This window comes from Massilia sp. CFBP 13721 (assembly GCF_014842025.1).
Taxonomy (GTDB): domain Bacteria; phylum Pseudomonadota; class Gammaproteobacteria; order Burkholderiales; family Burkholderiaceae_D; genus Telluria.
The window spans coordinates 95,677-120,454 of record NZ_JACYUY010000016.1; the positions used below are offsets into that span (position 1 = coordinate 95,677).

Below are 24,778 nucleotides of genomic sequence, written 5' to 3' on the forward strand. Positions count from 1 at the left end.
ATCCATGAGCATCCAGACCGACAATTTCACCGAGCAGCGGGTCATCGACGCCGCGCCGGCCTCGCCCAACGAGGAGGCGATCGAGCGCGCCTTGCGCCCGAAGCAGCTCGACGAATACGTCGGCCAGGAAAAGATCCGCGACCAGCTCGAAATTTTCATTCACGCCGCCCGCAAGCGGCGCGAAGCGCTGGATCACACGCTGCTGTTCGGCCCGCCGGGCCTGGGTAAAACCACGCTGGCGCACATTATCGCGCGCGAGATGGGCGTGAATCTGCGCCAGACCTCGGGGCCGGTGCTGGAACGTCCGGGCGACCTGGCTGCCATTCTCACCAATCTCGAGCCGAACGACGTCCTGTTCATCGACGAGATCCACCGCCTGTCGCCGGTGGTGGAAGAGATCCTGTACCCGGCGCTCGAGGATTACCAGATCGACATCGTGATCGGCGAAGGCCCAGCCGCGCGTTCGGTGAAACTCGACCTGCAGCCATTCACCCTGGTCGGCGCCACCACCCGCGCGGGCATGCTGACCAATCCGCTGCGCGACCGCTTCGGCATCGTCGCCCGCCTCGAGTTTTATAACGTCGAGGAGCTGACCAAGATCGTCACCCGCAGCGCGGCGCTGCTGGAAGCGCCGATCGACCAGGAAGGTGCGCGCGAAGTCGCCATGCGCGCGCGCGGCACGCCGCGCATCGCCAACCGCTTGCTGCGCCGTGTGCGCGACTATGCGGAGGTCAAGGCCGACGGCCAGATCACCAAAAACATCGCCGACCTGGCCTTGAAAATGCTCGACGTCGACTCGGTCGGCTTCGACGTCATGGACCGCAAGCTGCTGGAAGCGGTGCTGTTCAAATTCGGCGGCGGCCCGGTCGGCATCGGCAACCTGGCGGCGGCGATCGGCGAAGCGGCCGACACCATCGAAGACGTGCTCGAGCCCTACCTGATCCAGCAGGGTTACCTGCAACGCACTCCGCGCGGGCGCATCGCCACGCCGGCGGCGTATCAGCACTTCGGTGTCGCCGCGCCGCGCATCAGTCCTACCGGCGATCTCTGGGATAATCTCCGCTGATGCAGATCTGGGTCGACGCCGACGCCTGCCCGGCTGTCATCAAGGACATCCTGTACCGCGTTGCCGAGCGCACGCAGATCCAGGTCACGCTGGTGGCGAACCAGCTGCTGCGCGTGCCCGGCTCGAAGTTCATCCGTTCGGTGCAGGTGCCCAGTGGTGCGGACGTCGCCGACGCCGAGATCGTCGAACGCCTGAACCCGGGCGACCTGGTCGTCACCGGCGACATTCCGCTGGCGGCGCAAGTGCTGGAAAAGGGTGGCTTCGCCCTCAATCCGCGCGGCGATTTCTATACGAAAGACACCATCGCCCAGCAGTTGACGATGCGCGCCTTCATGGAAGAGCTGCGCAGCGGCGGCGTCGACACCGGCGGCCCGGCAGCCTTTAGCCAGGCTGACCGCCAGCAGTTTGCCAATGCGCTCGACCGCCACCTGGCGCGGCATCGTCCGCGCAGCTGAGTATGTTCGAGAATGGCGCCGCACCCCACCGTGCGCCGCCGCGCCCGCCAATCTGTCATGATCTTCGGAAATTGTGACAGGAGCATGACGTGTGGTGGCAGCAAAGCTGGATAACGATACAACACGAATTTTCCGATTTGGGCGACGTGGAATCGATCACGCGGCTGGTGGTGCGCCTGCTGGTCGCCATCGTGCTGGGCGGTATTCTCGGCTATGAACGCGAATCGGTCGGCGCCTCGGCCGGCCTGCGCACCCACATGCTGGTCTCGCTCGGCTCGGCCCTGTTTGTACTGATTCCCTTGCAGGCGGGCATGAAGGTGGAAGACCTGTCGCGCGTGCTGCAGGGTGTCACGGCCGGCATCGGCTTCCTCGGCGCCGGCGCCATCCTCAAGCAGAGCAACAAGAATGATATCCGCGGCCTGACCACCGCCGCCAGTGTCTGGCTGACCGCCGCGGTCGGCGTCGCTGCCGGCATGGGGCGCGAAGCGACGGCGGTGGTGAGCGCGCTGTTCGCGCTGGTCATCCTGGCCATCCTGCGCCCGCTGACCAAGCGCTGCGCCGCCGGCAAGCCGGCACAGCGCAAGCAGGAGGAAGACGCTTCCGTGCCGGCCGACTGAGCAAATCGACGTAAAAAAACCCGCCGATTGGCGTAATGGTGTCCAGTTAAGCGGCTTGCCACGCCTTCGAGCTAATGCCAAGCCCGGTCGCTCACGCCGAGTGGCGCGATACGTAGGGTGGACTCCGTCCACGGCATTTTTCATGCATATCGAGATGCGCCACGTAACCTGGTAGCGCGCACCTACAGACCTTTCCTGGCGTTGAGGTGTGCAACGAAACGGCCGTGGACTCGGGAGTCCACCCTACGATTAGCGAAACTCAGCCTGTGTGGCCTGGCTTACCGCTGGCAGAGAGTTCGCTCAGGCTTAACTGAACGGCATTACGCCGATTGGCGGGTTTATTTTCGGCCTCGCCCATGCTATCTGCATGGTGCGCGCTTGTACTGAATCTTGTCGCTCAGATGGCGCAGATACTGCCGGCTTTTTCGCCTTTAGGACCGGTCGAGCGCACGAACGAGACGCGCTGGTTTTCGGCCAGGCTTTTAAAACCTTCCGACTGAATATCCTGGAAGTGGGCGAACAAGTCGCCGCCGCCTGCGTCAGGCGTAATAAAGCCGAAGCCCTTGGCATCATTGAACCATTTGACGGTGCCGGTTTGAGTAGTCATTGACATTTCCTTTAAATAAGCATGGGCAACAGCGCCCGAAATGCACATTCGACCAAGAGGGGGTGTAGCAGGAGGAAATCAAACGGGACCGCCAGAGAGGCGAAACGGAAGAGAAAAACCAACAAGAACAACGACTTGACGTAGTGCGAGATGGAAGATACAGGGCTTTCTCCAAATGTCCTAATTATTTCGGATTTAATTTTACATTCCGTGCTTTTGGCGTATTCGAAAATAAAACCGGGCAATGGCTGTTAGTATGAAGTAACCGTTCGATGCGAATCTCGTGGAAGCGGGAACCGTAAAGGTCTGAATGACAATCAAAATACACCGGCTTGGCAGTTTCATACGAAATAATATGGAGCCGATCCTGCAAGCCTGGGAAGATTTTGCGCGCACCATCGAGCCGCCTGCGCTCACCATGGACGATACCGAGTTACGCGACCATGCGCGCCAGATGCTGCTCGTATTTGCAGCCGACCTGGAAACGCCACAGTCAGACGCCGAGCGTACCGCCAAGTCGAAAGGCCTGGGCGAGCGCGGGAAAGACGACACCGCCGCCGAAACGCACGCGGAAGCGCGTTTGCTGTCGGGTTACACGGTCGTGCAACTGGTGTCCGAATACCGCGCCTTGCGCTCGAGCGTGCTGACGCTCTGGGCGGACGACATCGGCGACAGCCAGCGCGCGCACCTGGCCGACGTCACCCGCTTCAACGAAGCGGTGGACCAGGCCCTGGCGGAATCGATCGCGCGTTACGAATACATGGTCAAGCAATCCCAGAACATGTTCCTGGCAATCCTCGGCCACGACCTGCGCAACCCGCTGGGCACCGTCGTGACCGGAGCCAGCTTCATGATGCAGGCCACCGATATCGCGCCGAAGTACGTGCTGGTCGCCACGCGCATGTTCAACAGCGCTAGACGCATGAGCAAGCTGATCAATGACCTGATCGATTTCACCCGTACCCATCTTGGACCCGGCATCCCGATCCGCGTCAGGCAGGGCAGCGTGGTGGCCTTGTGCGAAGAGGTGGTCAACGAGCTGCGCACCTTCCACGCAGAACAGCTGATCGAGCTGCACCTTCCGCCCCAGCTCGACGCCATTTTCGACGAAAGCCGCCTTGCCCAGGTGCTGTCCAACCTGATCGGCAATGCGATCCAGTATGGCAGTGCGGATACCGCCGTGACGGTGCGTGTCACGGCCGACGAGACCGATGTGGTCATCGCTGTCAACAACCATGGCCGGGCGATCGAACCCGACAAGCTGTCGAGCATTTTCGACCCCATGGTCCGCATCGCCGCCAGCATCAATAGCGCCACCAGCGACTATACCGAACGCACCAGCCTTGGCATCGGCCTGTTCATTTCGCGCGAAATCGTCCATGCGCATGGCGGCAGGATCGAGCTGGCGTCCACGGAGGCCGACGGCACCACCTTCACGGTGACCATGCCGCGCCTGCCGAAAGGGTTCGTGTCCAACCAGACGGCAAAGGGCGTACCGGTCCTGAAGGCGGACTGATGCAATCCTCATGGCATGTGCATCGGCGTGGCGCCATACGCCTGCCGCCAGGTAACGGACCGGCCTGCGATACGCCTGCGGCGGGAGCTTGCATGCCTGGCCGCGTCGTGCGCCGGGTACTGGTGGTCGACGATGAACCCGATCTTGCCGACCTGGCCGAAGCGCTGCTCTGCAGTTTTGGACTCGAAGTGACAGTCGCATATGGCGCCAGGGAGGCTTTACAGGTGCTGGCCGGTGACCCGTATATCGATGCCGTTTTCTCGGACATCATGATGCCTTTCATGACCGGGCTGCAACTGGCTGACGCTGTCGGACATCTGTATCCGTCGGTCAGGGTTGTGCTGACGTCGGGCTTTACCTCGCCCACATTGATGGCCAGCCATAGCCGATCCTACCCGTTTGCGGCCAAACCCTACAGGATCGAAACGGTCCTCCAGCTGTTGCGCGATTAGCGGCGTCCGCATCGAACAGCCTGTGTGCATGCACGCCTGCAAACGCGCGCCACGTTCGTCCGCGTTTGCTAGGATTCGCACAGAGGGTGGATGTAGCGAGGCTATTGAATGTCAGGAAGCGCCACTGCCGACCCGCGCGCGAACACCTACCTGGCCGCGCGTGTCGACGATGCCTTGAAGATGCTGAGTACCGACGGGATGTCGCCCGCGCTCGAATTCATGCAGCTTGTCGGGGTCCCGCGCAAGGTCGCGTTGCGCGTGCTGTGTTCGCCGGCCCAGCAACGTTCGCGCGACCGCCGCCGCACGCCGCGCTAACGCCCCCGTAAAGAGTCCGACCCACGCGATTGTCAACGGAGATACGCCATGTTCAGCCTGGATGATTTTGGTAAGCTTCACTTTCTAGAAGGCCGCTGGAAGGGGGAAAGCCCGGACGGCAAGGAGTTTTACGAGCAGTACGACCGGCCGGACCAGCGCACCTTCCGCTCGCGCCGCTTCGCCAACGATGCCTTCGCCGAGCACAGCGACGGCAGCACAATCACCTTCCTCGATGGCGAAGTGCTGTCCGAGTGGGGGCAATTCACCTGGCGCGCCTCGGAAATCGGCGCCACCCACGCGATCTTCGCCCCCGTGAACGCACCCAGCCAGTTTACCTGGCGCCGCATCGACGACAGCACCCTGGAAGCGCACCAGCGCTGGAGTACCGATGGCGATGGCGAAGAGCAGCAGCACACGATCCGCATGACCAAGGTGATCCAGGTCGGCTAAGGTCAGACCTTTTAATGCGCTACGCTTTTCGAAAACACGTTGATCACCAGCACCCCGGCAATGATCAGCCCCAGACCGACCAGCGCCGGCAGGTCCAGGCTCTGCTTGTAGACGACCCAGCTGACGATCGAGATCAGCACGATGCCGACGCCCGACCAGATCGCATATGCGATCCCGGTCGGCAGCACCCGCAAGCTGAAGGTGAGCAGGTAGAACGAGGCGGCATAGCAGACGATCGTCAGCACGCTCGGCCACAGCCGGGTGAAATTGTCGGTCGCTTTCAGGGCCGTGGTGCCGATCACCTCGACCACGATGGCCAGGCCGAGGAACAGGTAGCTTTGAAATAGGGTCATTGGCTGAATCAATAAAAAAGCGGCCACGCGGGCCGCTTGGTGGGGAAACTAAATTTCTTACTGCTCGCGCTGCCACACCTGCGAGCGGCCGAACATCGGCGCGCCGATATAGCCGCGCACTTCCAGGCGCTGGCCGCCTTCGCGCAGCGTCGCCTTGCTCTTGTAGACTTTACCCTTGGCCGGATCGAGGATCTCGCCGCCGGTGAATTCGTTGCCGTCCTTTTTCAGACCCGAGACGATCGTCATGCCGATGATCGGCTGGTTCTTGCGCGAGTCGGTGCAGGCGACGCAGGTCGGGTTCTGGTCTTCGTTCGGTCCGCGGAACAGTTTTTCGATCTTGCCTTGCAGGGCGCCGTTTTCCTCGGTGATGCGCACCAGCGCCTTCGGCTTGCCGGTCTCGTCGTCGACCGTCTTCCACAGGCCGATCGGCGAAGTGTTTTGCGCGCCGGCGGCGCCGGCGAACAGCATGGTGGCCAGCAGGCTGGCCTTGATCAGAATACGCATCGTCGGGTCTCCATTGTTGTGATGTCGCTGCGCGCAGTGTAGCAAACCCCGCGCGCATGCTGGCGATAAAAAGCTTGCTGGATGTTTCAGCGTCCCCGGGTCACTCCTGCGTCTCAGTCCGTAACGCGTGGCCGACCATGATGCGGTGGCCGTCAACGGTGCGCAGGCCGAACTCGCGCATGTCCCACGGCTCGTCGGCGGGCGGCTTGACGATCACGGCGCCGGCGGCCAGCGCGCGCGCATGCTCGGCATCGGCATCGTCCACCACCAGGTAGGCGAAATACGCATGGTCGCCGGTATCGGCCGCCGGCATGGCGTCGGAACAGGCGCCGGCCATGATGCGGCAGCCATCGCGTTCGAACATGCGCCAGCCCGGGTCGCCCATCTCGTGGACGGCGAAGCCGAGCGCGTCGCGGTAGAACGCCGCCGAGCGTGCGAGGTCATGGACTGCCAATACATACATATGGTCGCGAATAATCGTCTTCCTCCCAAGCGTCAGCGCGCACTTTGAAACACATCAATATACCTGCACTGCCCATCCATATGCTGGAACCGGAAAGCAAAATTTTTGCGCTTTCTCAACCAGAATAGTGAGGAAATGTCATGAAGATATCCAGATGGATGAGGCAGCTCGCGGCAGCCTCCGCTTTCATGCTGGGCGTCGGCCTTGCCTCCGCCGCGATCGTGGTGGTCGACTTCGACGAGATCGACGGCATCTATATCGATTCATACAGCGAATCCGGCTACAGCTTCACCTCGCTTGAAACCGGGCTCGGGGGCGGGCACTTGCATCCCGGCAGCGGCAACTTGTGGCTGCACAGCCAGTTCGGTTCCTCGCCCTACCAGATCCGGCGCGAGGACGGCATGAACTTCGATCTGCTCGGCTTCGAGTACCTGGGCGGCGTGTCGACCTTCATCGCCGATACGGGCGCCACCTTCAACATTCCGGCCGAGGTTCCGCTGACCTATGTCGAACTGCCGGCCAGCTTCCAGAACGTCAACTACGTCAACTGGTATATGACCACGCCCGATCCGGACGACATTTACGGGGAAGACTGGGGACGCATCGACAACGTCGTGACGCGGGTACCGCCGGTGCCGGAACCTGCGCATGCGGGAATGCTGGGGCTGGGATTGGCCGCGCTGTTGGCGGCGCGGCGCTCACGCAGGAAGTAGAGGTGTGATGTTGGTCATGTAAACCGATAACCGGAGCGCACCGTACGGGGCCATTCGAAGCCCGTGGCTGCAGTGCACCGTAGGGTGGGCACTTGTGCCCACGCGGTCGTACAGCAAATTACCCGCGACGTATAACACCGGACGCGCAACTCGGCGTCTAACCGTCGGGTATGTTTAGACACGAAAAACGCGTGGGCACAAGTGCCCACCCTACGGTGCGCCGCTGTCAACGAGGAATGGCAGCAGGGCGCTTCCACGCCATGCTGCGCTTACATCATGCTGCCTGCAGCTTCGCCAACTGCTCACGCATCTTGTCGACCGTCGCCGAGAAGTTGGCCAGGCGTTCCTTTTCCTGGGCCACGACGGCGGCTGGTGCGCGCGCCACAAAACTTTCGCTCGACAGCTTGCCGTTGGCCTTGGCGATCTCGCCTTCGACGCGGGCGATCTCCTTCGACAGGCGCTCGCGCTCGGCGGCGACGTCGATCTCGACCTTCAGCATCAGCTTGGTCGTGCCGACGATCGACACCGCGGCCGGCGATTCCGGCAGCGCGTCGACGATCTGCACTTCGGCCAGCTTGCCGAGCGACTGGATGAACGGTGCGAAGCCTGCCATGTTGGCGCGGTCGGCCTCGTTGCCCGGTTCGACGATCAGCGGCACGCGCACCGACGGCGACAGCTTCATTTCGCCGCGCAGGTTGCGGGTGGCATTCGTCAAGTCTTTCAGCTGCGCCATCCAGCCTTCGGCCGGCTCGCTGATCAGCGCTTCGTTGGCGATCGGGTAGGGCTGGAGCATGATGCTGTCGCCCGTCTTGCCCGCCAGCGGCGCGATCGCCTGCCACAGCGCTTCGGTCACGAACGGGATGACCGGATGCGCCAGGCGCAGGATCACTTCCAGCACGCGCAGCAGCGTGTGACGGGTGGCGCGCTGCTGTGCCTCGGTGCCTTGCTGGACCGTGACCTTGGCCACTTCCAGGTACCAGTCGCAGTACTCGTCCCAGACGAATTTGTAAATGGCGCTGGCGATGTTGTCGAAGCGGTAGTCAGCGAAACCCTTCGCTACTTCCAGCTCGGCGCGGTTCATCAGCGAGATGATCCATTTATCCGCCTGCGACAGGTCGGCTTCCTCCGGCTGGCCGCAGTCCTTGCCTTCCGTGTTCATCATCACGAAGCGGGTTGCGTTCCACAGCTTGTTGCAGAAGTTGCGGTAGCCCTCGGCGCGGCCCAGGTCGAAATTGATGTTGCGCCCTAACGAAGCGTAGCTGGCCATGGTGAAGCGCACGGCGTCGGTGCCGAAAGCCGGAATCCCGCTCGGGAACTCTTTACGCGTGGCTTTCGCGATCTTCTCGGCGGCGCGCGGGTCCATCAGGCCGGCGGTGCGTTTGTTCACCAGCGTCTCGAGGTCGATGCCGTCGATCAGGTCGATCGGGTCGAGCGTATTGCCCTTCGACTTCGACATCTTCTGGCCCTGCGAATCGCGCACCAGGCCATGCACGTAGACGGTCTCGAACGGCACCTTGTTGGTGAAGTGCGCGGTCATCATGACCATGCGCGCAACCCAGAAGAAGATGATGTCGAAGCCGGTCACCAGCACCGACGACGGCAGGAACATCTTCATGTCGGGCGTCTCTTCCGGCCAGCCCATGGTCGAGAAGGGAACCAGCGCCGACGAGAACCAGGTGTCCAATACGTCTTCGTCGCGGCGCAGTTCTCCGGTGATGCCTTGTGCGGCTGCCTTGGCTTTCGCTTCTTCCTCGTCGCGCGCAACGATGATGTTGCCCGCGTCGTCGAACCAGGCCGGAATGCGGTGGCCCCACCACAGCTGGCGCGAGATGCACCAGTCCTGGATGTTGCCGAGCCACTGGTTGTAGGTCGTGCTCCAGTTCTCCGGCACGAACTTGATCTCGCCGCTGGCGACCTTTTCCAGCGCCACTTCGGTGATCGACTTGCCCGGATTGAAGGTGCCGCTTGGGGCCGGCTTGGTCATGGCGACGAACCACTGGTCGGTCAGCATCGGCTCGATGACGACGCCGGTACGGTCGCCGCGCGGCACCATCAGCTTGTGCGGCTTGACTTGTTCGAGCAGGCCGAGCGCTTCCAGGTCGGCGACGATCTGCTTGCGTGCCGCGAAGCGGTCCAGGCCATGGTACTGGCTTGGCGCGTTCTCGTTCATCTTCGCGTCCAGCGTCATGACCGTGATCGGCGCCAGGCCGGCGCGCTGGCCGACGGCGTAGTCGTTGAAATCGTGCGCCGGCGTGATCTTCACGCAGCCGGTGCCGAATTCCTTGTCGACGTAGCTGTCGGCGATGATCGGGATCTCGCGCTCCGTCAGCGGCAGCTTGAGCAGCTTGCCGACCAGGTGGATGTAGCGTTCGTCGGTCGGGTCGACCGCGACGGCGACGTCGCCCAGCATGGTTTCAGGACGGGTGGTGGCAACCGTCAGGGTGCCCGAACCGTCGGCCAGCGGGTACTGGATGTACCACATCGAGCCGTCTTCCTCGACCGAGTCGACTTCCAGGTCGGAGACGGCGGTGCCCAGCTTCGGATCCCAGTTCACCAGGCGCTTGCCGCGGTAGATCAGGCCCTGTTCGTACAGGCGCACGAACACTTCCGAGACGGTCTTCGAGCGGGTCTCGTCCATCGTGAAGTATTCGCGCTCCCAGTCGGCCGAGGCGCCCATGCGGCGCATCTGGCCGGTGATGGTGTTGCCGGATTGCTCCTTCCACTCCCAGACCTTCTTGATGAATTCGTCGCGGCCGAGGTCGTGGCGCGAGATCTTCTGGGCGTCCAGCTGGCGCTCGACGACGATCTGCGTGGCGATGCCGGCGTGGTCGGTGCCCGGGACCCAGGCGGTGTTATAGCCGCGCATGCGGTAGTAGCGCGTCAGGCCATCCATCACGGTCTGGTTGAACGCATGGCCCATGTGCAGCGTGCCCGTCACGTTCGGCGGCGGCAGCTGGATGCTGAACGCTGGTTTGTCGGCGTCGAGGGTGGCGGCGAAATACCCGCGGCCTTCCCACTCGGCGCGCCAGTATTGTTCGATGTCGGCTGGTTCGAAAGACTTGGCTAATTCCATGATGTGATGGCGTTTATATGTGCGAAAAGAACCATTATAGAGGAGGAGGGCGGGGCTGCGCTTCTGGCATGGAAGCGATTTTGGTGCTTGTAAAGAAATCACGACCAGCTATAATCCACCCGCTGCCACATGGCAGCACACGCTAGGGGTCCTGCGCATCGAAACGCTGCGCGGGTGAGAAATACCCTCTGAACCTGATCTGGATAATGCCAGCGAAGGGAAGCCTGCGAAACACGGCCGTGCGCCTGCACGCCCGTACCTCGCGCCTCCTTTGCTGGCTCCTGCCCAAAGGAGCCACATGAATGCACCGCTGAACGCAGCACGGCAGTTCGACGCCGCCACCGCCACGGTGGACACGAACGCCATCACCCCGTTTCCGAATTCGGCCAAGGTCTACGTCGAAGGCAGCCGCCCCGACATCCGGGTGCCGATGCGGGCCGTATCGCAGTCCGACACGCCCGCCAGCTTCGGCGGCGAGCCGAACCCACCGGTATTCGTCTACGACACCTCCGGTCCGTACACCGATCCCGCCGCCCGGATCGACATCCGGCGCGGGCTGCCGGCGCTGCGCCGCGGCTGGATCGCCGAACGCGGCGACACCGAGGAGCTGGCCGGTCCGAGTTCGCGCTACGGCCAGGAACGGCTGGCCGACGCCCGCCTGGACGCCTTGCGCTTCGAACTGGCGCGCACCCCGCGCCGCGCGAAGGCAGGCGCCAACGTCACCCAGATGCACTACGCGCGGCGCGGCATCGTCACGCCCGAGATGGAATTCGTCGCCCTGCGCGAAAACCTGCGCCGCAAGGAATACCTGGCGCAGCTGGAAGCGTCCGGCCCGATGGGCCAGCGCACGGCCGGCCTGCTGGGCCGCCAGCATCCGGGCCAGTCGTTCGGCGCCAGCATCCCGGACGAGATCACGCCCGAGTTCGTGCGCGCCGAGGTGGCGCGCGGACGCGCCATCATCCCGGCCAACATCAACCATCCGGAAAGCGAGCCGATGATCATTGGCCGCAACTTCCTCGTCAAGATCAACGCCAACATCGGCAACTCGGCCGTGACCTCGTCGATCGGCGAAGAAGTCGACAAGATGACCTGGGCGATCCGCTGGGGCGCCGACAACGTGATGGACCTCTCGACGGGGAAGCACATCCACGAAACGCGCGAATGGATCGTGCGTAACAGCCCGGTCCCGATCGGCACCGTGCCGATCTACCAGGCGCTGGAAAAGGTCAACGGCAAGGCCGAAGACCTGACCTGGGAAATCTACCGCGACACCCTGATCGAACAGGCCGAGCAGGGCGTCGACTATTTCACCATCCACGCCGGCGTGCGCCTCGCCTACGTGCCGATGACGGCCAGGCGCCTGACGGGCATCGTTTCGCGCGGCGGCTCGATCATGGCCAAGTGGTGCCTGGCGCATCACAAGGAATCCTTCCTGTACACGCATTTCGAGGACATCTGCGCCATCATGAAGCAGTACGACGTCGCCTTCAGCTTGGGCGACGGCCTGCGCCCCGGCTCGATCTACGACGCCAACGACGAAGCGCAACTGGCCGAACTGGCGACGCTGGGCGAACTGACGCAGCTCGCCTGGAAACACGACGTGCAGGTCATGATCGAGGGTCCCGGCCACGTGCCGCTGCACCTGATCGAGGAGAATATGCGCCTGCAGCTGGAAGGCTGCAACGAGGCGCCGTTCTACACGCTCGGGCCGCTCACCACCGACATCGCGCCCGGCTACGACCACATCACGTCCGGTATCGGCGCCGCCCACATCGGCTGGTACGGCACCGCCATGCTGTGCTACGTGACGCCGAAGGAACACCTCGGCCTGCCCGACAAGGCCGACGTCAAGGACGGCATCATCACCTACAAGATCGCCGCCCACGCGGCCGACCTGGCCAAGGGCCACCCGGGCGCCCAGATCCGCGACAACGCGCTGTCCAAGGCGCGCTTCGAATTCCGCTGGGAAGACCAGTTCAACCTCGGCCTCGACCCGGACAAGGCGCGCGCCTTCCACGACGAGACGCTGCCGAAAGAGTCGGCCAAGGTCGCCCATTTCTGCTCGATGTGCGGCCCCCATTTCTGTTCGATGAAGATCACCCAGGAGGTGCGCGCCTATGCGGCCGCCAGCGGGACCGACGAGGCGGACGCGCTGGCCCGGGGCATGCGGGAAAAGGCGGTCGAGTTCGTGCGCGGCGGCGCCCGCCTGTACCGGGAGGTGTGAGCGTGCTCGAGATCGAACTGAATGGAGAACCGTACCGCCTGCCCGAAGGCGGCACGCTCGCCGACCTGGTGCACGCGCTCGGCATCGGCAACGCGGCGGTGGCGCTGGCCGTCAACCGCCAGGTGGTGCCGCGCCAGCAGTGGGGCGTCCGCCCCCTGGCGGGTTGGGACCGGGTGGACATCGTGCGCGCCATCGGCGGCGGCTGACAACAAGGAGAAACAATGAACGACGATTTACTTACCATCGCGGGCAAGCAGTACCGTTCGCGCCTGCTGGTCGGCAGCGGCAAGTACCGCGACCTGGATGAAACCCGCGCGGCGACGCTGGCCGCCGAAGCCGAGATCGTGACGGTGGCGATCCGGCGCGTGAACATCGGCCAGGACCCGGCCGCGCCGAACCTGCTCGACGTGCTGCCACGCGAGCGCTTCACCATCCTGCCCAACACCGCCGGCTGCTACAACGCCGCCGACGCCATCTACACGCTGCAGATGGCGCGCGAACTGCTCGACGGGCACAAGCTGGTCAAGCTGGAAGTGCTGGGCGACGAGAAAACCCTGTTCCCCCATATGCCGCAGACGATCGTCGCGCTCGAGGCGCTGGTGCGCGACGGCTTCGACGTCATGGTGTACTGCAGCGACGACCCGGTGCAGGCGCGCATCCTGCAGGAGATCGGCGCGGTGGCGGTGATGCCGCTCGCATCCCTGATCGGCTCGGGCATGGGCATCCTCAATCCATGGAACCTGTCGCTGATCATCGAGCAGGCGATGGTGCCGGTGCTGGTCGACGCCGGCGTCGGCACCGCCTCGGATGCGGCGATCGCCATGGAGCTCGGCTGCGACGGCGTGCTGATGAACACGGCCATTGCCAACGCCAGGAAGCCGGTGCGCATGGCCCATGCGATGAAGCTGGCGGTGCAGGCCGGGCGCGAGGCCTATCTCGCCGGGCGCATGCTGAAGCGCTTCGCCGCCTCGCCTTCGTCGCCGCCCGAGGGACGGATCGCATGACGGATCGCATGACGGCGGCGGACAGCGCGCCATGCGTGCTGGTCTTCGCCGGACTCGATCCCAGCGGCGGCGCCGGCCTGGCGGCCGACCTGCTGGCGATCGCCGCGCAAGGAGCGCACGCGCTGCCGGTGGCGACCGCGCTGACGGCGCAGGACAACGAGCGCGTGCAGGCGGTGGCGCCGGTCGACGCCGCCTTCGTGCTGCGCCAGGCCGAAGCGGTGGCCGCCGTGTGCGACATCCGCGCCGTCAAGATCGGCATTCCCGGCAGCCTGGAGAACGCAAGCGCCATCGCGGCATTCCTGCGCCGCCTGCGCGCACGCAATCCGCAGCTGCCGGTCGTGCTCGACCCGGTGCTGGCCAGCGGGCATGGCGATGCGCTCGGCACTGGCAGCGCGGGCGACGTCGTCGCCGCCGTGGCCGAGTTGCTGACGCTGGCGACCATCGCCTTGCCGAACGCGCCGGAGCTGCGCCGCATTAGCGCGCCGACTGGTACGCAATTACTGGTCACCGGCGGCCATGACGGCGGCCGCTTCGTCACCAACCGCTGGTACCGCGACGGGGCCGTGGTGCGGCGTTGGCGCTGGCCGCGCCTGCCCGGCGCCTTCCACGGCAGCGGCTGCACGCTGGCCGCCGCGCTGGCGGCGCGCCTGGCGCTGGGCGACGATATGCCGGCGGCGCTTGGCTCGGCCCAGGCCTATTGCCATGCGGCGCTGGCGCAATCGTACGCGATCGCACCCGGACAGCGCATTCCGCGCCGCTTTCTACCATCTGAATGAAAGGATCATCATGCGTGGCTTGTACCTCGTCACCCCCGACTGGAACGACACCGACCGCCTGCTGGCCGCCACCGAAGCCGCCCTGCACGGGGGCGCGGCGCTGGTGCAGTACCGTCACAAGGCTGCCGGCGACGGCCTGCGTTTGGAGCAGGCGCAGGCCCTGCTGGCGCTGTGCCGGCGCCATGGCCGGCCGCTGGTCGTCAACGACCATCTCGATCTCTGCGCGCGGATCGACGCGGACGGCGTGCACCTGGGCGGCACGGACGTGGGCATCGCCGATGCGCGGCGCCTGCTCGGGCCGGACAAGATCGTCGGTGCTTCCTGTTACGGCGAGTTGATGCTGGCGCATGCCGCTGAAGCGGCCGGAGCCAGCTACGCCGCCTTCGGCGGCTTTTATCCGTCGCCGGTAAAAAAATACGACTTCGTGACCGAGCCTGCGCTGCTGGAGCGAGCACGCGCGCAATTGTCGCTGCCGCTGGTCGTCATCGGCGGCATGACGGCGCACAACAGCGCGCCATTAATCGCACGCGGGGCCGACATGGTGGCGGCGATCACCAGCGTGTATGGCGACCCGGATCCGGAGATGGCGGCGCGCCGCATCGTCACCTTGTTCGGATGACGCGTTGCAGGGGAGAGACAAACCAGGATTCCCGTCCATGCGGCTATTTATTGCCTTGCAGCAAAAATATATAATCCCGGTATTCCCTTCTCAAACTTTTCAAACCATGGACAACACATTGATGAACGATGGCGTGCTCGAAGCGCTCGCCTTTAAACTCGGCAACGAGGAATACGGCATCAAGATCCTGAAAGTACAGGAAATCCGCGGCTACGAATCAGTGACGCGCATCGCCAGCGCCCCGGAACACGTCAAGGGCGTGGTCAACCTGCGCGGCACCATCGTGCCGATCGTCGACATGCGCATCAAGTTCAAGCTGGGCGAGCCGACCTACAACCAGTTCACCGTCGTCATCATCCTGAACATCCAGGATCGCGTGGTGGGCATGGTGGTCGATTCGGTCTCGGACGTGATCACCCTTACGGCCGACCAGGTCAAGCCGGCGCCCGACATGGGCGGCGCCCTGAATACCGACTACCTGGTGGGACTCGGCACCGTCGACGAGCGCATGATCATCCTGGTCGACATCGACCGGCTGATGTCGTCGGAAGAGATGGGCGTGATCGACACGGTCGCCGCGTAATCCGAACCGGCTGTTCCTGGAACCCGCCCGCGAGGCGGGTTTTTTCATGTCCCGCCGAGCGTGTCGCATCGGGTCGGGCTTGTGCCTACAATAGCGTCATCGACCACCTTTACGAGAAACCGATGCGCCTGCTTCGCCTGCTGGTTCGTACCCGGCGCCACCCGTCCGCCATCCTGCTGCTGGCCCAGCTGCTGGGGATGCTGCTGTATCCCTTCCTCGAACGAACGCATTACGGCCACATCGCCTTCAATGCCTTCGGCATCGTGATCCTTACCTTTACCATCCGCATGGTGCGGCGCACACCCGGGCATACCTGGTTCAGCGTGGCCATGTCGGTGCCCATCATCACGCTGCTGTCGGCCCAGATGTTCCTCAACCTGCCCTGGTTGCAGGCATGGGCGTCCGGCCTGGAAGCGCTGTTCTACTTCTATGCCGCCGCCAGCCTGATCGCCTACATGATGGCCGACCGCCACGTCACCACCGACGAACTGTTCGCCGCCGGCGCCACGTTTACGCTGCTGGCCTGGGGTTTCACCCACCTGTACCTGGTGGTGCAGGCGCTCGCGCCCGGCTCCTTTGCCGCCGCGGTGAATGCCGACCTGCCGCGTACCTGGACCGAATTGAATTACCTCAGCTTCGCGCTGCTGTCCTCGACCGGCATCGGCGACGTCATCCCGCTCAGCGTGCACGCGCGTGCGCTGGCCAGCATCGAGATGTTCGTCGGCCTGATGTACCTGGCTTCGGTGGTCGCGCGCCTGATCGGCTTGACGATGCAGCCGTCGAGTAAGTAGACGGAAGAAGAAGAGGCGGAGGCGACGCCGTTTTCCTCCCCTTGGTATCATGCCAGCCACTCCATCCACCTTACAGGAACACGCATGAAAACCAAGGCAGCGATTGCATGGAAGGCGGGTCAGCCGCTGACGATCGAAGAAGTCGACCTCGACGGCCCACGCGCCGGCGAGGTACTGGTCGAAGTCAAGGCGACCGGCATTTGCCACACCGATTACTACACCCTTTCGGGCGCCGACCCGGAAGGCCTGTTCCCGGCCATCCTCGGCCATGAAGGCGCGGGCGTCGTGGTCGATGTCGGCCCGGGCGTCACCAGCCTCAAAAAGGACGACCACGTCATTCCCCTGTACACCCCGGAATGCCGCCAATGTAAATTCTGCCTGTCGCAGAAGACCAACCTGTGCCAGGCGATCCGCTCGACCCAGGGCCGCGGCCTGATGCCCGACGCGACCTCGCGCTTCTCGCTCGACGGCCAGCCGATCTTCCACTACATGGGCACGTCCACCTTCTCGAACTATATCGTGGTGCCGGAAATCGCCCTGGCCAAGGTGCGCAATGACGCCCCGTTCGACAAGATCTGCTACATCGGCTGCGGCGTCACCACCGGCATCGGCGCCGTGATCTTCACCGCCAAGGTGGAAGCGGGCGCCAACGTGGTCGTGTTCGGGCTCGGGGGCATCGGCCTGAACGTGATCCAGGCGGCGAAGATGGTCGGTGCCGACAAGATCATCGGCGTCGACATCAACCCGGCGCGCGAAGAGATGGCGCGCAAGTTCGGCATGACCCACTTCGTCAACCCGAAGAACGTCGAGAACGTGGTCGATACGATCGTCCAGATCACCGACGGCGGCGCCGACTATTCGTTCGAATGCATCGGCAACGTCCACACCATGCGCCAGGCGCTCGAGTGCTGCCACAAGGGCTGGGGCCAGTCGATCATCATCGGCGTGGCCGAAGCCGGCGCCGAAATCTCGACCCGTCCATTCCAGCTGGTGACCGGCCGCGAGTGGAAGGGCTCGGCCTTCGGCGGCGCGCGCGGCCGCACCGACGTGCCGAAGATCGTCGACTGGTACATGGAAAACAAGATCAACATCGACGATTTGATCACCCACCACCTGCCGCTCGAGCGCATCAACGAAGGGTTCGATCTGATGAAGTCGGGCGAGTCGATTCGCTCGGTGGTCGTGTACTAAGTTCCCGCGTTTTTGTCGCCTGTTCCGCGAAATGCGCCGTCTGTCGCAAGTCGCGGGCGGGCGGCATGCAGTTCTCCTACAGTGGCTCCATCGTCAATCGACCTGTGGAGACCACCATGCAAGCACGCTTTCCTTTCGCCCGTCCCCTGAAACACGCGCTCCTGCTGGGCGCCGTCGCTGCCGCCTGCGCCGCGCCTTTCGCCAGCGCGAACGCCGCGCCGCCGTCCGACGGCCTGCAAAAGGTGCGCAGCATCCACCGTCTCGAAAACGGCGAACCCTACGCCCTGGTGCGCGCCGATTCGCGCATGAGCATGACCGGCAATAACGTCACCAATGACCAGATGGACGCCATCAAGCGCATGGTGCAGGGTGAATTCTTCTGGTTCCGCAAGGACGGCAAGGAATACATCGTCCAGGACGCCGCCACCCTCGACCGCATCCGCCAGGCCTGGGCGCCGATGGAAAAGACCGGCGCCGAGATGGAAAAGCACGGCGCCGAGATGGGCCGTCACGGCAAAGTCATGGGCGACTACGGCAACCAGATGGCGCTCGCCGCCGTCACCCTGAACAAGACCAAAATGGAAGCCATCGGCAAGAAGATGGAAGACGCCGGCAAGCCGATGGAAGCGATCGGCAAGCAGATGGAAACCCTGGGCGAGGAGATGGAAGCCCAGCAGAAGGAGGCGGACAAGGCGACGCGCGGGATCATCAAGGACGCCATTGCCAGCGGCACTGCGCGTCCTGCGCCCCAGCGTAGCTAAATCTATCGTTGGCTGCTGTGCACCGTAGGGTGGGCTCCCCGAGCCCACGCGGACGTGTGCGCTGTGTTGGCCAATGAATGCAGCGATAATGTCATCAAACCTGACATATTGTCGCGGTTTATTCGGATACGTTTCTACTGGCGGGCGTTGGGGTATTAAATCGGCCAACATGACGCACCCGTCCGCGTGGGCTCGGAGAGCCCACCCTACGTTACACCGCTGTCAACAATATAACCCCGACCGTTTATTTCCCCTGCGCCGGCACGAACTCCTCCAGCACCGCCTTGCGCAACAGCTTCGGCGGCACCAGCCCCTGCGCCAGCACGAAGTCGTTGAACTTCTGGCGATCGAACTTGCCGCGCAGCGCCACCTCTGCCGCCTGGCGCGTCTCCATCAGGCGCTGGTAGCCATAGAAATACGAAGTCGCCTGGCCAGGTGCGCGGAAGGTGTAGTGCTGCATCTCTTGCGTCGCCATGCCCTCGGATAAACCGACGTCGCGCATCAGGAAAGTCTTGACGCCGTCCGGCGTGATCTCGCCCAGGTTCACCATCGGGTCGAGGAAGGCGCGCGCCGCGCGCATGGCGCGGGCCTGCAGCGCGAACAGCTGGCCGTCGAGCGGCTCGTAGGGCTGCATTTCCGCTTCCGCGTACAGCGCCCAGCCTTCGACATTCACGCTGTTAAAGGCGAACACGGCGCGCGCAGTGGAGACGCCCGTTTCGATCATCTTCGCGAACTGCAGTTCGTGGCCGGGACGCGCTTCGTGCGCCGTGATCGACCAGGTGCCCGACTGGTGCGTAAAATCGTCGAACACCAGGCGCTTGCCGCTGGCGTCGGGCGGCATGCCGGTGGTGAGCACGAATTCGCCGTATTCACCGGTGTTGCCGATCAGGCGCGGAGGACTCATGTGCGGCGCCGGGCTGGCCGCGTTCTCGGCCATCGTGGCCAGGCGGATCACGGCCTTGCGCGTCGGGAGCGTCACTACGCGCTGCTCGCGCACTGCCGCCTCCAGCGCCGCCAGGCGTTCGGCGTACAGCGGCATGACTTTGTCGGTGGGGATCTGCTCCTTCTTCAGCGCCAGCATGACGGCGCGGTAGTCGGCATCCTTCAAGCCGCGTTCCTTGGCGATCAGGTTGGCCGTGATCTGCATCTGGTTGCGGATTTCCGCGAACGAGGTCAGCGCCTTGGCGATCATCTCCTGCGGTCCGATGTCGACGCCGAAATTCTTCAGGTTGTCCGCATACACTTCCGGCGGCAGCTTGTGGTCGCTGCGGGCTTTCGGCAGCATCTCGGCTTTCAAACGCGCGTTATAGGCGGTGAGCTGCTTCTCCAGCGCGTCGAAGCGGCTTTCCCAGCCTGTGAGTTCGCTTTTCGCCAGCAGTTCACGCATGCCTTTCAACAGGGTCGGTCCATCGTTCAGGGCTTGCTCGATCTCGCCTTTGTACGGCCCGAGCAGGTTCTTGTTCGCCTTCAGGCGTTCCTGCAGCCGTTCGTGGGCCAGTTCGGTGACCGGGCGATAGCCCTTGGCCAGGCCCGCGTATTTGTCGAGCCGCACCAGCAGTGCCTGCTGGCGCGCTTTCGGGATGCGCGGGTCGAGCGTGCCGCGCACGACGCCGAAGATCATGCCGGTCAGGTCGTCGAAGGGCATGAAGTACTTGCGCTGCAGGGCGCTGGTCTGGAGGTTGTCCTGGGCCTTGTCGATCAGGATCTGCAAATCCTGCTTCACTTTCGAGTCGCTCTCGCCGCGCATGCGCTTTTGCAGTTCCGCGATGGCGGCGCGCAAGTCCTTGTTGTTCGCCTCGAACTGGTCGCGCGACATGTCGGTGATCTGCTCGTCGTAGCCGTCCACGCCCAGCGAGCTGGCGCTTTCAGGCGAATACTTCGCCAGCACGTTCAGCAGCACCTTGGCGTTCTCGTTGCTCTTCGTGACCCAGGCCGGTTCGGCGGCAAAGGCGGGGCTGGCCAGCACGGCGGCCAGCAGCAGGGAAAGGGCGGTGCGGGCGAGGGGACGGGAAGTCGGCATTGCATTCCTTGATGGTCGGTGACGAAATGAGGCTCGCTGCGAGCGAGGCGGGGCAAAGTGCCTAGTATGCCTGCTTCCGGCAGCGTCATGCACGAGTACCCCGTGGCGCCGGATACATTGCGTTACCAGAATCACTCACCGGGTTGAATAATTCTGTCTCTGCGGCATGAGACAATCCCGGTTGCCCAAAACTCTGCAATGCCCACCATGCCGCTCGTCGACCGTTCCCGCCCGCTCTTCCTTTCCCGCCATCGTTGCGTCGCGCTGACGCCCCTTGCCTTCGGCGCGCTACTCGCCGCGGCCCCGGCATGGGCACAACAGGCCGCCCCGCAAGTTGCCCAGCCTGCCGCCGCGCCGGCGCCGGCCGCCGCCGCACCGCAGCCGGCCGCCGCGCCCGAGCAGAACCAGGCCACGGCCGACACCCCGGCCACGGTCTCCGTCACCACCAAGCGCAATTCGAACCGCATCGACCGCCAGGTGTATGACGTGAAAGCCGACCCGGCCAGCTCGAACGATACGGTGGCCGATACCCTGAACAAGGTGCCGTCGGTGGCGGTCGATGCCGATGGCGGGGTGACGCTGCGCGGCCGGAGCAATGTCCAGATCTACGTCGACGGCAAGCCCTCGGCCATGATGCAGGGCGATAACCGCGCCGCGGCCATCAATGCGCTGCCGGCGGGCGACCTCGAATCGGTCGAAGTCATCAACAACCCCGGCGCCCAGTTCGGCAACGAAGGCGGCGGCGGGCCGATCCTGAACCTGGTGATGCGCCGCGAGCGCACGCCGGGCGGCTTCGGTTCCGTGAGCGCCAACGCCGGCAGCAAGGACCGCTACAACGCCAACAGCTTCGGCAGCTATACCACCGGGCGCATGAGCGCGCAGGGCGGCGTGTACGCGCGCCGCGACAACCGCACGTCGACCGGCGAGACGGTGCGCGACCGGATCGACCCGGCCACCGGCGCGGTGGCGCGCAGCGTGATTACCTCCAACGGCGACACGCGCAACGATTCCGTCGGCCTGAACGGTTCGCTCAGCTACAACCTGGGCGACAAGGACGTGATCGCCGCGACCCTGATGGCCGGCGCCACCGACAGCGATTCGGTTTCCATCCAGCGCTACCAGGGCGCGAATTTCGCCGGCATCACCGACAGCGACTACCTACGCACCTCGGGCCGCGACGGCCGCAACCGCAACTACAGCCTCTCGACCCGGCTCGACCACAAGGGCGATTCGCAGGGCGAAGTCTTCAAGATGGACCTGCGCCTGTCAGGCGCGAAGAATGAAGCCGACCGCCCCAACTTCACTGATTACACGGTGCGGCCGATCAATGCGCAGGCTGCACGCACGCGCCAGGACACCCTCAACGACAGCCGCATCATCGATTTCACAGGCGACTACGAGCTGCCGGGCGAGCGCGGCATCTTCAAGACGGGCTACAAGCTGGCGCAAAACCGCAGCGTGTTCGACAACGGCTTCTTCGACATCGACGAGGGCACGCTGGCCGAGCGCATCGACACCATCCGCACCAACCGTTTCGAACTCGACGAGAAGACCGCGGCCCTGTACGCCTCCTACCAGTGGCGCATCAACAGCGACTGGGGCGTGCTGGGTGGCCTGCGCGCCGAGTACACCGACCTCGACCTGTTCCAGGCGACGACGAATGTCCGTGCCAGCAGCAATTATCTCGACGCGATCCCGAGCGCCTTCGTTACCTATGGCTGGTCCGACGACACCACGGTCCGCCTGAGCTATGCGCGCCGCATCCGCCGGCCAAGTGCGGGCGACCTTAACCCCTTCGTCATCTACGTCGACGAGTTCAATCTTTCCTCGGGCAACCCGAACCTGCGCCCCAGCGATTCCGATTCGCTCGAGCTCGGCATGGAAACCAAGCTCGGCAAGGTCGATACGAACCTGCGCCTGTACGCCCGCCGCGATACCGACCTGATCTCCGAGCGCCGCTTCTTCCTGGCCAACAACGTCCTGCTGACGACGCGCGAAAACGCCGGCAGCAGCAACTCGGGCGGACTCGAGTTTTCCTTCGGCGGCAAGGTGACCGAGCAACTGAGCCTAAACGCCAGCGGCAACCTCGGCTATTCCGAGCAGACCATCCTTGGCAGCGCGACCGACGACAAACGCTCAGCGACCTCGATCAGCGGCCGCGCCCGCATCGGTTACCAGCTCGACCGCGAAAACAGTTTCCAGCTGATGCTCAACGCCCAGGGCAAGACCCTGCTCGGTGAAGGCTACCGGGAACCATCGGCCACGGCCGATTTCAATTACCGCCGCCAGCTAGGCCAGGCACTGTCGCTGGTGGTCAACGTCAACGACCTGTTCGACTCGCAAAAATCGGAAGTGATCACCGAGACCGACCGCCTGCGCCAGACCAGCATCGGGCGTTCGAATGGACGCACCTTCTCGGTCGGCCTGAACTACCGCTTTGGCAGCTTCGGCAATAACGGCCAGCGCCCGGGCGGGCCGGGCATGCGCGGGCCGGGTGGTCCGGGAATGGGACCGGGCGGGTTCGGCGGTCCGGGTCGTTAAGGGAAATGTGCTGGACGCCATGCAAAACGCGCCTGTGCGAGACTGGGGGGACTGAACCCACGGCAAGGAGCACAGCATGACGACCGAACATACCCCGCAAGACCAGCAAGCGACGCAGCAGGAACCGGCTGCGTCGACGTCCACCGATGTCGACGGCCTGGCGAACAAGAAGCCGGAAGAATTGACGCCGGAAGAACTGCGCCTGATGGCCGATACCATGCCGGGCGAAGGACCGGGCGACTGAGGTATCGCTGCTGCATAGAGTGTACGAAAGGTCCTACTGCGACAGCAGTAGCGATCCGATTTGCGCCGCCCGGCTGCCCATCCATGATGGCGGTACCTACCCCACAAGGAGATGATCGTGAAACGATTTCAAGGCATTCTCATCGGTGGCATGACAGCATTGGCCCTGGCGGCGTGCAGCAGCACGGGCACCGGCAGCGGTGACATGGGCGGCAGCTCGGCGACGGGATCGAGCTCGAGCGGCTCGGGCGCGAGCGGGATGACGAGCGGTACCACGGGCAGCATGGGCAGCTCGACGACGGGCGGCGTGTCGGGCACGACCGGCGATGTCCAGAGTGGCGCCGGCAGCCCCGGTACGACGGGTGCGTCCGGCCAGGGCGCCGGGGCGACGTCGACAACACCGCCGACGACACCCCCGACGGGCATGTCGCCTACCGGTCAGCGTTAAGTTTTTTTTGTGACATAGCGGCCCGGCTGACACTGCCGGGCCGCTACCTTGCGCCCTTGCGCTCCGGCTGCCTACGCGGCTGGCCAGGAACGCAGCAGCCGCAATGCGTCGACCCCCCAATGCGAAAAGAGCCAGCCGAGTGCGACGCAGTTGACCAGGACAGTCAACCAGAACACTTGGCGAAAGGATGCTTTCTTCGTCTTGTGCCGATATACCTGCTGTGCCGCCAGGGCACCCGGCCAGCCCCCGGCCAGGGACAGCAAATGCAGCGTATTTTCTGGTGTCCTTCGCCTACCATCCTGCGCCGCGGATTTGTCGGCAGCATAGGCGATGTAGGTCATCACGCTCAGACAGATATACGCGCCAAACAGGAGTGGGGGCACTTTTCCTGCTAACACGGCGATGCCCATGAGTAGCAGGAAACCGGCCGCTGTCTTCAGGGAATTGCTTCCTGGCTGAGCAGGCGCCTGGCGTGCTCTTCCTGCACGAACGAAAGCGACGTTCGCGGCGCGTGGCTGGCCTTTTTCGTTGGTCGTCAGTTCGTAAGTCACCACCATGCCGGCTAGCGGACGGCTACTGCGATCGGAAAACGACTTGATGTGAACGAATACCGCCGGCCCGTCCCCATTCGGTGTAATGAACCCGAAGCCCTGCTCGTCTTTCCATGACGTGATTTTTCCCTGGTAGCGCGGGAGACTGTGGACGCTCATCTTGCAATCGATATGTGATGGAAGAGGGCAGTGTAACGTGATGGTTTCTATGGTGCAACTTGCAGATGTTGGGCTGATTGCTCTTATGGCCCACTGTGGACTCTTGTCAGCATTGTTCGCTTTCGATAAATCGCTTCATCTGGCCGCAGTGATGAGATACTTCCTTAACGTTTCCAGGCCGGTTTATTTACGTCCGCCAGTGTTTTACACAGGTAGGGCTAAATTCGGACGTTTCGGCATTACGAAAATCTGTTCCAACTGAAACATATTAATGAATTCTAAA

Annotated in this window: 27 protein-coding genes and 1 riboswitch; of the genes, 20 read left to right on the forward strand and 7 right to left on the reverse strand. The window is 63.8% G+C overall.

All coding sequences use genetic code 11. From position 1 onward, the window contains the following. The first annotated feature begins 4 nt into the window (after positions 1-4). The 3 genes from ruvB to IFT60_RS16100 all read left to right on the forward strand — a co-directional run bounded on the left by ruvB (position 5) and on the right by IFT60_RS16100 (position 2,138). Positions 5-1,066, forward strand: coding sequence for a Holliday junction branch migration DNA helicase RuvB (gene ruvB, locus IFT60_RS16090; protein ID WP_192053314.1), 1,062 nt, complete (start codon positions 5-7; stop codon positions 1,064-1,066). Then, on the forward strand, positions 1,066-1,521 hold the full coding sequence (locus IFT60_RS16095) for a YaiI/YqxD family protein (protein ID WP_192053316.1): 456 nt from the start codon (positions 1,066-1,068) through the stop codon (positions 1,519-1,521). The genes ruvB and IFT60_RS16095 overlap by 1 nt, the downstream gene beginning before the upstream one ends. Positions 1,522-1,610: 89 nt before the next feature. Then, the gene (locus IFT60_RS16100; protein WP_374000953.1) at positions 1,611-2,138 is read left to right on the forward strand and encodes an MgtC/SapB family protein; all 528 of its coding nucleotides are present in this window, start codon (positions 1,611-1,613) and stop codon (positions 2,136-2,138) included. 397 nt (positions 2,139-2,535) lie between these two features. On the opposite strand, the gene IFT60_RS16105 is transcribed toward IFT60_RS16100, so the two are convergent. Continuing rightward, positions 2,536-2,745, reverse strand: a complete 210-nt coding sequence (locus IFT60_RS16105; protein ID WP_192053319.1) for a cold-shock protein — start codon at positions 2,743-2,745, stop codon at positions 2,536-2,538. Between the two features lie 355 nt (positions 2,746-3,100). Between IFT60_RS16105 and IFT60_RS16110 the strand changes: the two genes are divergently transcribed. The 4 genes from IFT60_RS16110 (at position 3,101) to IFT60_RS16125 (ending at position 5,478) form a co-directional block, all read left to right on the forward strand. Next, positions 3,101-4,261: a sensor histidine kinase gene (locus IFT60_RS16110; protein ID WP_192053321.1), complete on the forward strand. Its 1,161-nt coding sequence runs from the start codon at positions 3,101-3,103 to the stop codon at positions 4,259-4,261. A 92-nt stretch (positions 4,262-4,353) separates the two neighbouring features. After that, positions 4,354-4,713, forward strand: coding sequence for a response regulator (locus IFT60_RS16115; RefSeq protein ID WP_192053323.1), 360 nt, complete (start codon positions 4,354-4,356; stop codon positions 4,711-4,713). A gap of 108 nt (positions 4,714-4,821) precedes the next feature. After that, on the forward strand, positions 4,822-5,028 hold the full coding sequence (locus IFT60_RS16120) for a hypothetical protein (protein WP_192053325.1): 207 nt from the start codon (positions 4,822-4,824) through the stop codon (positions 5,026-5,028). Positions 5,029-5,076: 48 nt separating this feature from the next. Further along, positions 5,077-5,478 (forward strand): hypothetical protein, encoded by a 402-nt coding sequence (locus IFT60_RS16125; protein WP_192053327.1) that lies wholly within the window; start codon positions 5,077-5,079, stop codon positions 5,476-5,478. Positions 5,479-5,489: 11 nt separating this feature from the next. Here the strand turns inward: IFT60_RS16125 and IFT60_RS16130 are convergent, their stop codons facing one another. The 3 genes from IFT60_RS16130 to IFT60_RS16140 all read right to left on the reverse strand — a co-directional run bounded on the left by IFT60_RS16130 (position 5,490) and on the right by IFT60_RS16140 (position 6,798). Further along, on the reverse strand, positions 5,490-5,831 hold the full coding sequence (locus IFT60_RS16130) for an SMR family transporter (protein ID WP_192053329.1): 342 nt from the start codon (positions 5,829-5,831) through the stop codon (positions 5,490-5,492). Between the two features lie 57 nt (positions 5,832-5,888). Next, positions 5,889-6,335: a DUF2147 domain-containing protein gene (locus tag IFT60_RS16135; RefSeq protein ID WP_192053331.1), complete on the reverse strand. Its 447-nt coding sequence runs from the start codon at positions 6,333-6,335 to the stop codon at positions 5,889-5,891. A 100-nt stretch (positions 6,336-6,435) separates the two neighbouring features. After that, positions 6,436-6,798: a VOC family protein gene (locus IFT60_RS16140; RefSeq protein ID WP_192053333.1), complete on the reverse strand. Its 363-nt coding sequence runs from the start codon at positions 6,796-6,798 to the stop codon at positions 6,436-6,438. Positions 6,799-6,938: 140 nt separating this feature from the next. On the opposite strand from IFT60_RS16140, the gene IFT60_RS16145 reads away from it, so the two are divergent. Further along, positions 6,939-7,511 carry a PEP-CTERM sorting domain-containing protein gene (locus IFT60_RS16145; protein WP_192053335.1) on the forward strand — a complete coding sequence of 191 codons (573 nt, stop codon included), beginning with the start codon at positions 6,939-6,941 and terminating at the stop codon, positions 7,509-7,511. A 274-nt stretch (positions 7,512-7,785) separates the two neighbouring features. Here the strand turns inward: IFT60_RS16145 and IFT60_RS16150 are convergent, their stop codons facing one another. Further along, positions 7,786-10,584 (reverse strand): valine--tRNA ligase, encoded by a 2,799-nt coding sequence (locus tag IFT60_RS16150; RefSeq protein ID WP_192053337.1) that lies wholly within the window; start codon positions 10,582-10,584, stop codon positions 7,786-7,788. A gap of 134 nt (positions 10,585-10,718) precedes the next feature. Further along, a riboswitch (TPP riboswitch) is annotated at positions 10,719-10,822 on the forward strand. 60 nt (positions 10,823-10,882) lie between these two features. Between IFT60_RS16150 and thiC the strand changes: the two genes are divergently transcribed. The 9 genes from thiC to IFT60_RS16195 all read left to right on the forward strand — a co-directional run bounded on the left by thiC (position 10,883) and on the right by IFT60_RS16195 (position 18,533). Further along, the gene (gene thiC / locus IFT60_RS16155; protein ID WP_192053339.1) at positions 10,883-12,808 is read left to right on the forward strand and encodes a phosphomethylpyrimidine synthase ThiC; all 1,926 of its coding nucleotides are present in this window, start codon (positions 10,883-10,885) and stop codon (positions 12,806-12,808) included. Between the two features lie 2 nt (positions 12,809-12,810). Beyond that, entirely contained in the window at positions 12,811-13,014 is a 204-nt protein-coding gene (thiS, locus tag IFT60_RS16160; RefSeq protein ID WP_192053341.1) for a sulfur carrier protein ThiS, read from the forward strand. A 15-nt stretch (positions 13,015-13,029) separates the two neighbouring features. After that, entirely contained in the window at positions 13,030-13,812 is a 783-nt protein-coding gene (locus tag IFT60_RS16165) for a thiazole synthase (protein ID WP_192053343.1), read from the forward strand. Then, entirely contained in the window at positions 13,809-14,588 is a 780-nt protein-coding gene (gene thiD / locus IFT60_RS16170; RefSeq protein ID WP_229510904.1) for a bifunctional hydroxymethylpyrimidine kinase/phosphomethylpyrimidine kinase, read from the forward strand. The genes IFT60_RS16165 and thiD overlap by 4 nt, the downstream gene beginning before the upstream one ends. Positions 14,589-14,598: 10 nt before the next feature. Then, a complete protein-coding gene (gene thiE, locus IFT60_RS16175; RefSeq protein ID WP_192053345.1) occupies positions 14,599-15,207 on the forward strand; it encodes a thiamine phosphate synthase in 609 nt (202 codons plus the stop codon). A 106-nt stretch (positions 15,208-15,313) separates the two neighbouring features. Continuing rightward, positions 15,314-15,790: a chemotaxis protein CheW gene (locus IFT60_RS16180; RefSeq protein ID WP_229510905.1), complete on the forward strand. Its 477-nt coding sequence runs from the start codon at positions 15,314-15,316 to the stop codon at positions 15,788-15,790. A gap of 122 nt (positions 15,791-15,912) precedes the next feature. Next, positions 15,913-16,581: an ion channel gene (locus IFT60_RS16185; protein ID WP_192053347.1), complete on the forward strand. Its 669-nt coding sequence runs from the start codon at positions 15,913-15,915 to the stop codon at positions 16,579-16,581. A gap of 84 nt (positions 16,582-16,665) precedes the next feature. After that, complete coding sequence (locus IFT60_RS16190) at positions 16,666-17,772, forward strand: S-(hydroxymethyl)glutathione dehydrogenase/class III alcohol dehydrogenase (protein WP_192053349.1); 1,107 nt, start codon at positions 16,666-16,668, stop codon at positions 17,770-17,772. A gap of 116 nt (positions 17,773-17,888) precedes the next feature. Further along, positions 17,889-18,533: a hypothetical protein gene (locus tag IFT60_RS16195; protein WP_192053351.1), complete on the forward strand. Its 645-nt coding sequence runs from the start codon at positions 17,889-17,891 to the stop codon at positions 18,531-18,533. Positions 18,534-18,777: 244 nt separating this feature from the next. On the opposite strand, the gene IFT60_RS16200 is transcribed toward IFT60_RS16195, so the two are convergent. After that, on the reverse strand, positions 18,778-20,553 hold the full coding sequence (locus IFT60_RS16200) for a DUF885 domain-containing protein (RefSeq protein ID WP_192053353.1): 1,776 nt from the start codon (positions 20,551-20,553) through the stop codon (positions 18,778-18,780). Positions 20,554-20,760: 207 nt separating this feature from the next. Between IFT60_RS16200 and IFT60_RS16205 the strand changes: the two genes are divergently transcribed. The 3 genes from IFT60_RS16205 (at position 20,761) to IFT60_RS16215 (ending at position 23,785) form a co-directional block, all read left to right on the forward strand. Continuing rightward, positions 20,761-23,094 (forward strand): outer membrane beta-barrel family protein, encoded by a 2,334-nt coding sequence (locus tag IFT60_RS16205; RefSeq protein WP_192053355.1) that lies wholly within the window; start codon positions 20,761-20,763, stop codon positions 23,092-23,094. A gap of 76 nt (positions 23,095-23,170) precedes the next feature. Continuing rightward, complete coding sequence (locus IFT60_RS16210) at positions 23,171-23,338, forward strand: hypothetical protein (protein ID WP_192053357.1); 168 nt, start codon at positions 23,171-23,173, stop codon at positions 23,336-23,338. A 117-nt stretch (positions 23,339-23,455) separates the two neighbouring features. Further along, complete coding sequence (locus IFT60_RS16215; RefSeq protein ID WP_192053359.1) at positions 23,456-23,785, forward strand: hypothetical protein; 330 nt, start codon at positions 23,456-23,458, stop codon at positions 23,783-23,785. A gap of 71 nt (positions 23,786-23,856) precedes the next feature. Here IFT60_RS16215 and IFT60_RS16220 read toward each other — a convergent pair whose 3' ends face one another. Further along, positions 23,857-24,495, reverse strand: a complete 639-nt coding sequence (locus IFT60_RS16220; RefSeq protein ID WP_192053361.1) for a DUF1294 domain-containing protein — start codon at positions 24,493-24,495, stop codon at positions 23,857-23,859. Between the last annotated feature and the right edge of the window lie 283 nt (positions 24,496-24,778).